The sequence below is a fragment of the Caldifarcimen microaerophilum genome (assembly GCF_055387105.1).
Window position 1 is genome coordinate 1,707,391 of the sequence record NZ_AP038914.1, and the last position, 10,438, is coordinate 1,717,828.

General features: G+C 60.6%; 12 protein-coding genes. 9 read left to right on the forward strand and 3 right to left on the reverse strand.

The features are described from left to right. The first annotated feature begins 9 nt into the window (after positions 1–9). The 7 genes from rpsE to AC6HU3_RS08105 all read left to right on the forward strand — a co-directional run bounded on the left by rpsE (position 10) and on the right by AC6HU3_RS08105 (position 5,574). Positions 10–543, forward strand: a complete 534-nt coding sequence (gene rpsE, locus AC6HU3_RS08075; protein ID WP_497473264.1) for a 30S ribosomal protein S5 — start codon at positions 10–12, stop codon at positions 541–543. Further along, positions 521–721: a 50S ribosomal protein L30 gene (gene rpmD, locus AC6HU3_RS08080; RefSeq protein WP_497473265.1), complete on the forward strand. Its 201-nt coding sequence runs from the start codon at positions 521–523 to the stop codon at positions 719–721. The genes rpsE and rpmD overlap by 23 nt, the downstream gene beginning before the upstream one ends. Further along, positions 721–1,170, forward strand: coding sequence for a 50S ribosomal protein L15 (gene rplO, locus AC6HU3_RS08085; protein WP_497473266.1), 450 nt, complete (start codon positions 721–723; stop codon positions 1,168–1,170). The genes rpmD and rplO overlap by 1 nt, the downstream gene beginning before the upstream one ends. After that, positions 1,167–2,498 (forward strand): preprotein translocase subunit SecY, encoded by a 1,332-nt coding sequence (gene secY / locus AC6HU3_RS08090; RefSeq protein WP_497473267.1) that lies wholly within the window; start codon positions 1,167–1,169, stop codon positions 2,496–2,498. Before rplO ends, secY begins: the two co-directional genes overlap by 4 nt. A gap of 13 nt (positions 2,499–2,511) precedes the next feature. Next, positions 2,512–3,174, forward strand: a complete 663-nt coding sequence (locus AC6HU3_RS08095) for an adenylate kinase (protein WP_497473268.1) — start codon at positions 2,512–2,514, stop codon at positions 3,172–3,174. A 265-nt stretch (positions 3,175–3,439) separates the two neighbouring features. Then, the gene (locus tag AC6HU3_RS08100) at positions 3,440–4,354 is read left to right on the forward strand and encodes a sulfotransferase family protein (RefSeq protein ID WP_497473269.1); all 915 of its coding nucleotides are present in this window, start codon (positions 3,440–3,442) and stop codon (positions 4,352–4,354) included. A 419-nt stretch (positions 4,355–4,773) separates the two neighbouring features. Beyond that, positions 4,774–5,574: a helix-turn-helix domain-containing protein gene (locus AC6HU3_RS08105; protein WP_497473270.1), complete on the forward strand. Its 801-nt coding sequence runs from the start codon at positions 4,774–4,776 to the stop codon at positions 5,572–5,574. On the opposite strand, the gene AC6HU3_RS08110 is transcribed toward AC6HU3_RS08105, so the two are convergent. From AC6HU3_RS08110 to AC6HU3_RS08120, 3 genes are read right to left on the reverse strand one after another with little or no spacing between them, the layout of a single operon-like run. Next, positions 5,549–5,773, reverse strand: a complete 225-nt coding sequence (locus AC6HU3_RS08110; RefSeq protein ID WP_497473271.1) for an integrase core domain-containing protein — start codon at positions 5,771–5,773, stop codon at positions 5,549–5,551. The two genes, AC6HU3_RS08105 and AC6HU3_RS08110, sit on opposite strands and share 26 nt — an antisense overlap. Before the next feature lie 32 nt (positions 5,774–5,805). After that, on the reverse strand, positions 5,806–6,438 hold the full coding sequence (locus tag AC6HU3_RS08115; protein ID WP_497473272.1) for an IS3 family transposase: 633 nt from the start codon (positions 6,436–6,438) through the stop codon (positions 5,806–5,808). Further along, positions 6,435–6,815, reverse strand: a complete 381-nt coding sequence (locus tag AC6HU3_RS08120; RefSeq protein WP_497473273.1) for a transposase — start codon at positions 6,813–6,815, stop codon at positions 6,435–6,437. Before AC6HU3_RS08120 ends, AC6HU3_RS08115 begins: the two co-directional genes overlap by 4 nt. A 148-nt stretch (positions 6,816–6,963) precedes the next feature. On the opposite strand from AC6HU3_RS08120, the gene AC6HU3_RS08125 reads away from it, so the two are divergent. Both AC6HU3_RS08125 and AC6HU3_RS08130 read left to right on the forward strand, forming a co-directional pair. Continuing rightward, positions 6,964–7,305, forward strand: a complete 342-nt coding sequence (locus AC6HU3_RS08125; protein WP_497473274.1) for a hypothetical protein — start codon at positions 6,964–6,966, stop codon at positions 7,303–7,305. A gap of 229 nt (positions 7,306–7,534) precedes the next feature. Continuing rightward, positions 7,535–10,411 (forward strand): metallopeptidase domain-containing protein, encoded by a 2,877-nt coding sequence (locus AC6HU3_RS08130; protein WP_497473275.1) that lies wholly within the window; start codon positions 7,535–7,537, stop codon positions 10,409–10,411. The last annotated feature ends 27 nt before the right edge of the window (positions 10,412–10,438 follow it).

Sequence of the window (10,438 nt, forward strand, 5' to 3'; positions counted from 1 at the left end):
GAGGAAACGATGAGCCGAGCCGTCGAAGAGTTTCAGGGAGAACTGATTGAGACCATTGTGTCCATCTCCCGGGTGACCAAGGTCACGAAGGGCGGGCGGAACTTCCGTCTGTCCGTGTGGGTGGCCGTGGGGGATGGAAACGGCCGGGTGGGCATCGGTCACGGAAAGGCGGTGGAAGTTCCCGATGCCATCCAGAAGGCCCTCCGTCAGGCGCGGAAGAACATGCGCCGGGTGCTGGTGTGGCAGGGCACGGTGCCCCATGAGGTGATGGCCAAATACGGTGCGAGCAAAATCCTGATCAAACCCGCGGGACCGGGTACGGGGATCATTGCCGCTCAGCCCGTGCGTGCCATTCTGGAAGCCGCCGGTTACCGGAACGTGCTCACCAAGTCCCTGGGTTCCCACAACCCCATCAACCTGATGAAGGCAACCCTCAAGGCCCTGGAGATGCTCAGGGATCCCCATGAGGTGGCGAAAGCCCGGGGTCTTCCCCTCTCCGTGATTTACAGGAGGTTCAGAAGTGCCGAAGCGGTTGAGGATTAAGCAGGTTCGCAGTCTCATTGACCAGCACAAAAAGCGCAAGCGCACCATGATCGCCCTGGGGCTGGGGAAGATCGGCAAGGTGGTGGTGCACAACGACACCCCCCAGATCCGGGGTATGCTCCGTCTGGTGCGGGACCTGGTGGAAGTGGAAGAGATTGCCGAAGAAGGAGGCAAGTGATGTTTACCCTTTCGAACATTGGACCGAAGCCCGGTGCGGTGAAGAAGAAAAAGCGGCGGGGACGGGGCGACAAAACCGCCGGAAAGGGGACCAAGGGTCAGAAGGCCCGGAGCGGTGGTGCCAAGCCCGTGTGGTTTGAGGGCGGTCAGATGCCCCTTTATCGCCGCCTTCCCAAGAAAGGTTTCAAGAATCCCTTCGCGAAAGTGTACGAAGTGGTGAACCTTGCGGACCTGGACGCCCGGTTTGAGGCGGGAACGGAGGTGACGCCGGAACTCCTCCGGAAGGCCCGTCTGGTGCGGCGCAAGCTCCCGGTGAAGGTCCTTGCCCGGGGAGAGATCACCAAAGCCCTGACGGTCAAGGCGCACGCGTTTTCTTCCAAGGCGAAAGAGAAAATTGAGGCCGCCGGTGGCCAGGCGATCGTGATTGAAGCGGGAGAGGGCTCCTCATGATGCGGATGGAGAGCCTGGCGGCCCTGCCCGCCATCAAGGAGCTCCGGGACAAGATCCTGTTTACCCTCGGCGTGATCTTTCTCTATCGCCTCGGGACCCACATTCCCCTGCCGGGGGTGAACGCCCACGCCCTCCTGGAGTATTTCCGGACCGCCCTCCAGGGGACGGCCTTTGAAATCTATGACATCTTTGCCGGAGGGGCGCTCTCCCGGGCCTCCGTGTTCGGCGTGGGTATCATGCCCTACATCTCGGCCTCCATTATCATGCAGCTCATGGCCACGAGCGTCCCCTCGGTAGAGCGTCTCCAGAAAGAAGGGGAGCACGGGCGGCGGAAGATCAACCAGTGGACCCGTTATCTCACCATTCTGGTGGCGGGCATCCAGTCCATCGGGGTGACCATCTTCCTTTCCAATCTGGTCACGCCCACCGGGGTTCGGGTGGTCCCGGATCCCAACTTCGGTTTTTATCTCTCCACCATCGTGGGGCTGGTGGGGGGAACCATGCTCCTCATGTGGATGGGGGAGCAGATCACGGCCTATGGCATCGGAAACGGCATCTCCGTGATCATCTTTGCCGGGACCCTGGACACCCTCCCCGGGGAAATCGTGAACACCATCCGTCTTGTCCGCACCGGATCCATTTCTCCTCTGGCTCTCCTCTTTGCCCTGGTGGTGATGGGGGCCCTCACGGTGGCCACGGTGGCCATCACCCAGGCCCAGCGGCGTCTTCCCATCCAGTATGCCAAGCGGGTGGTGGGGACCCGGATGTACGGCGGGCAGACCACCTATCTTCCCCTCACGGTAAACACCGCCGGCGTGATTCCCATCATTTTCGCCCAGAGCATCATGATGTTTCCCCAGACCATCTTCACCTTTGCTCGGTTTCCCTTCCTGGAATCGGCCAAGGCCTGGGTGGATCGCTTTTTCGTCCCGGCAAGCCCTCCCTATGACATCGTGTATGCCCTTCTCATCATCGTGTTCGCCTATATGTACACCTCCGTGGTCATCAACCCCCGGGACCTTGCGGACAACCTCCAGCGGTATGGCGGGTTCATCCCCGGCATCCGCCCCGGTGAAAAAACGGCGGAATACATTGACCGGATCCTGGCCCGGATCATCCTGCCCGGTGCGATTTTCTTTGCCCTGGTGGCCGTTCTCCCCTCCCATCTCATGAAATGGACCCATGTGCCCATCTATTACGGTGGAACCCGCCTGCTTATCATCGTGGGAGTGGCGCTGGAGCTCATCCAGCGAATGGAGGCCCATCTGGTGATGCACCAGTATGAAGGGCTGATCCGGCGGGGCAAAATCCGGGGCTGGCGCGGATAACCGGGAGATCGGGATGGTTTCGGTGGAACGGATTGTGTTTCTCGGCCCCCCTGGAGCCGGGAAAGGCACCCAGGCGGATCGGGTGGCGGCCCGGCTTGGCCTTGTGAAACTGGCCACCGGTGATATTCTCCGGGAAGCCGTTCGGGCGGGCACACCCCTGGGGAAAAAGGTGGAAGGCTACATGAAGCAGGGGGTGCTGGTGCCGGATGAGGTGATCCTGGAGGTGATGGGGGAGGCGATGGAAAAGGCGGGGTGGCGGTTCATTCTGGACGGGTTTCCCCGCACGGTGGCCCAGGCCGAGGCCCTGGACGGCATGCTGAAAAGCCGGGGCATGGGGCTGGATGGGGTGATTTTCCTGGATGTGCCGGATGAGGAAATCGTGGAGCGGCTTTCCGGTCGGCGGGTGTGTCCCAAATGCGGGCGCACCTATCACCTTCGGTATGATCCGCCCCGGAAGGACGAGGTGTGTGATGTCTGTGGGGTGAAGCTGGTGCAGCGGCCGGACGATCAGGAAGAGGTGATCCGGAAGCGCCTGGAGGTGTATCGGGCCCAGACCGAACCGGTTCTGGGCTATTATGAACGCACCGGTCGCCCCCCGCTCCGGGTGGACGGTGTGGGGGAAGTGGAAGACGTCACCCGGCGCATCCTGGAAGCCCTGGGTGTGGCCGTGGGATAACGGCCCCCAGCCACCGAACCCGGGCCGAATGCAGAAGGGGAGGAGGGACCCGCGGTTTTCGCGGTGAAGGGATTGCAGAGGTTGGGGCGATTCCTCCTTTCTTCGGTGTGCGCGTTGCCTTTTCCCTGAAATCTTTGATCCGAACCGGGATCCACGGTACGCCGGCATCTGTACCTCCCACCCACGCATCAGGACCTCAACCGGGCAAGCTTCCGAGGGATATCCGCAGCGTTGTGCAGGGCACGGTATGAAAGGGAGGGAAGGGGTGGTTTCGCAAAGACCCCGGCTTGACTTTCTGGGAATCGGGACACCCCGGTCGGGAACGACCACTCTCCATGCCGTGCTGTGTCGCCATTCCGCCCTGTCCCTTCCTCCCGGAAAAGAAATCCTGGAGCCCGCCTGGGGGGCGTGGACGCGCTTTGAGGAACTTCTCCGGACCTGGTCCCGCCCCGGAACCCTTACCGGGATGCTGGTTCCCCAGTTCTGGACGGAACCCCATCTTCCTCGTGCCTTTCGTGAGCGGTATCCGGACCTGAAACTCGTCCTTCTCCTCCGGGATCCCGTGGAGCGGGTGTGGTCGGCCTACCGGATGCGCTGGCGCCGGGGATGGGAAGATCGCCCTTTTGGGGAATTTGTACGGGCAGGGCTGGATCCCCGGGCGCTGGACCGGGCACGCCGGACGAGTTTCCTCCGGGAAGGAGGGGACCCCGCCCCTTTTGTGGTTCTGGGAAGCCGGTATGCGGAGATGCTAAACCGGTGGGACAACGCCTTCCCGGAGGAGCAGATCCACGTGATGGTGCTGGACGATCTGCTCCGGAACCCGGAACGGGAACTGGTGCGGTTGTTTGCCTTTCTGGGCGTGGATCCCCTGCCTGTGCCTTCCCTTCCCCGGGAAAACACCGCCCATCCTGGCGGAGGCCGGATGCTGGCCCGGCTGGTGTATGCGGTCCACCGCCGGTGGCTCCAGGACCTGCCCCGACGTCTTCCACCCCACTGGGCGCTGGGCTATAACCGCATGCTATTCTGGGTGTCCAGTCATCTCCGTCTTCGCCCCGATCCCCCGCCTCCGGATCCGGCGGTCCTGGCGCGGTTGTGGGAGTTTTTCCAGGACGACCTCGCACGCCTGGAAAAACGGCTGGGGCGGACTCTGCCCTGGCGAGAGAGAAAAGATGGCCCCTGACCGAAAGGAGCTTAACAAGGCGCCTGAGAAACGGACAGCGCCACGCAGGTTGAGCAGGAGAGGGCATGGGGTGCGCCGTGAGCTCCGGACATAAGTTCGGACACCCCCACCCCAACCCTCCCCCGTCAAGGGGGAGGGAGTAACTATCTATCCACGGCTTAAGGTATCTTCTCCCCTCCCCTGGTGGGAGGGGCTGGGGGAGGGGGAGCATGGACATTTTCGACTTCCTCATCCAGATCGGGAATGTAATGTCCGAACTTTTGGGTGAACCTCAGTGCGCTGTAGCATTACAATACATACTGACCCACCCCCCGAAGTGGCCGAATACAGCAGGAACGTGTGGATGTGGGTTGAAAGGACAGCAGAGAAGCTGGACATTCACCCCCTGAGCCGGTATGAACCAAACTCAGGGGGTCAAGATGATCGTAAGCGCCGTCACCTACAAGGAGCTGGTCGCCATGAGTAAAGATCCAACCTTCCCCAAACGCAAGGTGATCGAAGTCTATCAGCGCACAGGAAGTATACGGGAGACTGCCCGAATCTTCTCCATGTCCCGAAACACCGTCCGCACCATCATCCGGGAATACGAACAACACGGCGAAGCCTCCCTTCTTCCCCAATCCCGTCGCCCTCACCGATCTCCCCGCAAAACCCCTGAACACATTGAGAAAAAGGTCCTCGAATGGAAATCCGCCCATTCCTCCTGGGGCGTCCAGCGGATCGCCAAACAGATCGCCCACGACGAGGGAATTCAAATCTCTCCGGTCACCGTCTGGCGTATCCTGAAACGCACGGGTGTGAAGATCTCCCGGAAACGCAGGAAGAATTCGGGCGGTGCTGCGCCTGCTGTATGGACGTGGGAACGGTATGAAGACCGGGAGGGCGTGATCCTGCTCCAGGTGGACTGGAAATACATCCTGGACAAGAAGGCGCTGGGAACGAAGCGGTATGACCACATCCGAAAACGGAAACTCCCCCGATTCCAGTTTACCGTTCTGGAAGCGCGGAGCCGTCTGCGTCTGATCTTCTTTGCCTATCGTCTGACGCGGGAGAACAGTCGTCTGGGGATGGTCCTTGCGGTGATGGTGCTGCGCATGCTGGGGCTTGAGGGATGGATGGTGCTCCAGACGGATCATGGAGAGGAATTTGTGTCCCGTCCGGCTATATGTTTACATCCGGAAGGGGGGAGTCGGTTCATGATGGCCTCCCGGATGCTTTGATGGCTTCAAAAGCTGGAATGACAACCTCTCCTCTGTACACCTCCTCCGGTGTCGCATACCCCAACGCCTCGTGAGGACGATCCGTGTTGTACAGCCTGATCGCCTCTTCCACCGCCCGACGCAACGACCCCTCGTCCGGAAATCCCTCCCCAAGCCCATACTCCCCCTTCAACGTCCCAATCGCCCGCTGGGCCCCCACGGCGTTTCCTTCAGGAAACGCCGTGGGGTACTCTACGCATTCCCCTTCCGACCCATGCTCGCCTGAATTCCCTGCCTTTCCAGATACTCCACGTACCGCCGGTTCGTGTACTGCACCCCATGGTCGCTGTGATGCACCATCCCCTCCCGCTTCCACAACGCGCCTTCCACCGCCATCTGCAGTGCCTCCAGCGCATAGGTCCCCTCCAGGCTCCGACCCACCCTCCATCCCACGATCTTCCGGCTGTACAGGTCCATTACAACAAACAGATACCGGAAATCCCCGCCCACCGGCAAAAACGTGATATCTGCCACCCACACCTGGTCCGGACCCGTGACCCAGAAACCCTTCAGACGATTGGGAAAAGTCTGATCTCCGGATCTTGTGGTCCGAACCCGGGATCGCGGGGATGGCACCGTCAGATCCGTCTCTCGAAGAAGGGCATACAGCCTGTCCCGTCCCATCCGGATCCCTTCTCGTTCCAGAAAGGGCTTCAACTTCACAAGAAGTTTTCGCCCGCCCATCCGGGGGTGCTTCCTCCGGATCATCTGGACCATGAAGATAACCTTCTCTTCCTCTTCTCGCCTTCGTTTCTCCCGACGCTTCTTCTGATAGTACGCCTGGCGGGTGATCCCCATGGCTCTGCATACGGCTTCCACCGTCACCCCCGGTCCTCCTTTTTCTCTCGCCCGTTCGATGATCTCCGTCCGTTTTTTTTCGCGAGGTCCTTTCCATACGTCTCCTGATAGATCTCCAGGGTACCTTCCAGAACGGCCTTTTCCACGGCCAGATGGGCGATGGTTTTCTCCATCCAGGCGATCCGGCGACGGAGTTTCCGGATCTCGGCTTCGGCGTCGTTTTCCGTTCCCGAAGTTACAGGTGGATGCACGCTGTATTGCTCAATCCACCGCTTGATCGTCATGGTGCCTCCAATGCCATACTTCCTCCGGAGGGATGATAGCGAAGCCCCTTCCTCATATTCCCGGACCACCTGAAGTTTGAAGGCTTCCGTGTACCGTTTTTTCTTGCTTTTTCCAGACATTTCTTCTCCTCCCCCGACCCCCCTATGATACACCCAAAAATGTAAACGTTTTTCCGGACGGGTCATTGGAGGGACGAATCCGGATCGTCTGGCCCAGATCAATTTGAGGGATCTGTTGCCGGTGGGAGCGCAGATGGTGAGGTATCCGATGGGACGGAAGCAGTACAATGGCCGAGTGGAGCGGAGCCACCGGATGGATGATGAAGAATTCTACCGTCCAAAAATTCTGGAGGTAAGGGATGTGAAAGAGTTTCTCCGAGCGGCATCAGAGTGGTCGTGGTTTTACAACATGGAGCGGGTGCATCTTGGGTATGGGATGGAAGGGAAGACGCCATGGGAGGCATTTCAGGAGATTTACGGTGTGTCTGGTGTTGATCCCTTCTTCCCGGTGGTCCTTCTGGATGACCTGGCTGTGCTGTACACCACACAGTTCCTCCCTGAAATGGAAAGGGTGGGTCAAGATCTGTTGAAATACTACACGCCATCTTGACAATCTCTCCTCCACCCTGTATCTTCCCGGTGATTGGTCCAAACAGGAGAGTTGTCATGATTGCCTTAAGCCTCATGCTCCTCTCCTCTCCTCTCCTCTCCTCCTCATCACCCAGACCCAGCCATACACGGATGACGAATGGCTGTGCGCCGAAGTCTTTGACACCACCCAGCAGATAAATGCCCCTTCCCTCACCAACATCAGCGATGCCCATCGTCATCTCATTGTGGTGGCCGGCATTGATGTGGATTTTGATACCAGTGGCTTTTCCACCGCCCTTCCCCCTGCCTGGGACTCTCTTCTCATTCCCTGGCCCTTCGACACATCCCTGCTCCATGTGGGATCGTACCGGTGGAGTCTGTCCAGTTTCTGGTACTGGGCATCCCAGGGGCGGTGGAAAATCGCGGGGGAACTGGCCGTGGACACGGTGATCCTCCTTCCCGATGTCTACGGTGATGGAAACACCTTTAACCGGGGCCGGTTCGTCCGGGATGTGCTGGAGCTTCTGGATCCCTGGATTGACTTTTCCCGGTACGATCGGGATGGAGATGGCACGGTGGATAAGGGGGCCATCACTGTGGTGATCCCCCGGTACCGGTTTCAAGGCTATGTGGCCGGTCATCCCAACCTGGGAACGACCTATGTGACCCAGGACGGGGTGACCGTTGAGTCCGGAAGTGGAACCACCCTGAGCTATGCCCGCAACCTGCGGAAGTTGTTCGACCCGGAGGGCATCCAGAACCTCAAATACGGAGCAGCCCATGAATACGGCCATCATTTGGGCCTGCCGGATCGCTATGACTTCGGCGAAGGACGGAATCTGGCCCAGTGTCAGGTGGAACATCCCCACAGCAAGAGCAGCCGGGAAGGGATCTATTCCCTCATGGTCACCCTGAAGCCCCGGCCATTTCCGAAGCTGGTTCCCCTGAGTCCCTGGGACCACTGGTTGTTGCAGGAGGTGTTTGGCGGATCGTCCCCCTTTGTGCCCGTGATGGACCTTTCTGGAGAAAACGCGTTGCAGAACCTGGTTCTTCCGGACCTCTATGCTTCTGGAGGTGTGGTGTATCGCATTCCCATCCCGGTCCCGGCGGAGTTCAACGTGCCGGAGCAGTCGTTGCTGCTGGCGGCCTATTTTCAGGACACCACCACCTTCACCCGGCCCCTGATGGACGAAGGGGGTTTGCTGGTGCAGCTCGCCAAAGGGCAACCCGGGCTTGGTAGATGGGATCTGGAGAAGTATCCTGTGTCGGACAATTTGCTGGCGGTAGGGTTGTGGGACACGACGGGGGTGGCTCTGCCGGGTTCCTTTGAGGATCCGGTGTGGGGCTATGATCTTCACGATGTGGGCATTGCGGAATGGGGCTATCTCCCGGAAGGTTTCGGCAATTTCGTGGCCGATCACGTGATTGACCACAATCCCGATTACAGCGCCTCCTCTCCCTATGACCTCTTTCCCACGGAGATCAACACGGAATTTGGGAACATCATCCGCACAGCGCTGACGGACTTCACGAACCCCTCCTCAAGGGGCTATGCCGTGGCCGAATACACCTGGCCTTCCCGCCTGGACACCCTGATGTATCATGGCTATGTTCGGAGGGATTCCTTCCCCGGAGGGGTGCTGTATGACAGCACAGCACGGGACACCTGTGGCCACACCTACACCTATCTCCCCTACAAGGAACGCAACATCGCCCGTCTCCTGGCCACCCACGTCGTGATCCGGAACGTCAGAGTGGATGAGCAGAATCGCCAGGTCATGCTGGACCTGTACACAAACTTCATCCAGACGGATCGGGACAGTGCCTTGGGTCATCCCCAGGAGCGCCGTCTGTTGGCCGGCGGGCCTTCCTGGGGCGACACCCTGTTCATGCTTTATCAATCCGGAAATGTGATCTATCTCGCCCGGGCCACCGGAGCCCCGGACGACCTGGGATGGACCTGGGAGGCGGGCTGGCCCATGGACACCCTGGGCCACCATCCCGCCCTGGCCCGCTTCACGGAATGGATTTCCACCGACCCCACCGCCTCCCTCATTCCCGTCCGGCGGCTGTGTGCGGTGTATGTCCGGGAAACCCATCTGTTCCGCTCCTGCTGGTGGGAAGACACCACCGGCAGCAGCACGGTGTGGCGCTGGGTGCCCCGGGAAACCCTCCGCACCTTCACCCTGCCCATCGTCTTCCACACCCTCACCACCACGGACACCTTCCTCCATCATGTTGTGCTTCTTCAGGAAGGCACGGCCATCGGTGTGTACTGGCTGCAGAGCGGGCCCCAGGAGGTGCACCACCAGGTGCTGGTGGACCGGTTTGAAGGCAGTCCGGGCGAGGCCGACGTGGCGGCGCTGGACAGCGGGCGGGTGGCCCTGGTGTATGCCAAAGGACCGGAGATCTGGGCGGCCTTCCGTTCCGGTGGCACCTGGAATCGTCTCCTCCTTTCCACCTCCGGCACCACGCCCCTGGTGGACACCCTGGCGGGAGGTTATCTCTTTGCTTGGCAGGAAGGGGACTCCATCCGGGTGGTCTGGCGGGATGATCGGGGCAAGGGGGGAAGCCCCTATGGACTCACGAACGGAACCCTGCTGGCCCTGGAAGGCGGGGTGGTGCTGTATCGGCGTTCGCCTCTCCAGCCGCCTGCGTCAGGCCTGTTCAAACGGGTGTATGACGGGACATCCTGGGGTCCAGAGGACTATCTCATGGACCCGGGCAACCTCACCGGCTTCCACATCGCCCCCACCGGAGATGGCCAGATCCGCATGGTCGCCGTCCAGCCCACGGGGTGGGACCCTTCCAATTTCCCCGGGTCGCCTCCTTATCGTGTGATCGACTTTGCGGAAACGGGGGTGGGCGGATCCCAGGCCGGGGAGGTGCGGGTGCATCCCGTGCTGGTGGTCCGGCCTCTTCCGGGGGGTCTGGCGGTGCAGGTGGGGAGCGGATGGCCAGGGGTGCGGTATGCCCTGTTTGACGTGGCGGGTCGTCGGGTTGCCGACGTTCGGGTGGAAGGAATCCGGGCGGTTCTGCCAGTGCCCCGTTCGGGAGTGTATGTCCTCCGGGCCACGCTGCCGGATGGGCGCGCCCTTCAGAAGAAGGTGGTGTTTGCACGATGAATGGGTGGGGGAGGGGCCTCCCCTCCC